The 291-nt window shown below is 50.2% G+C and carries 1 rRNA gene; it reads right to left on the bottom strand.

The features are described 5' to 3' along the window. Positions 1 to 94: ribosomal RNA gene (locus LC417_RS22345) — 23S ribosomal RNA — on the bottom strand; the annotation flags it as partial. Between the last annotated feature and the right edge of the window lie 197 nt (positions 95 to 291).

Raw genomic sequence — 291 nt, 5'->3', positions numbered from 1 at the left:
TCATATCACCTTACCGTCGCTTTACGCAGATTAGCACGTCCTTCATCGCCTCTGACTGCCTGGGCATCCACCGTGTACGCTTAGTCGCTTAACCTCACAACCCACAGGCGTTTTTCAACGCTGCGTGTTGCAAGCATTTGAGAGACTCGAACGCATCGCCTTGCCATTCCTTATTACGGAGGAATGACGCGCTGCGTCGTTTCAATTTTCAGCTTGTTCCGGATTGTTAAAGAGCAAATATCTCAAACGCGGCCCGGCTGCTTACGCAACCAAATCGGTTTTGAGATACTG

It is taken from the genome of Pantoea sp. OVA07A (assembly GCF_019969975.1).
Taxonomy (GTDB): Bacteria; Pseudomonadota; Gammaproteobacteria; order Enterobacterales; family Enterobacteriaceae; genus Pantoea; species Pantoea agglomerans.
The sequence above is the reverse complement of the archived record's forward strand: the minus strand, read 5'-3'. Positions and strand labels throughout refer to the sequence as shown.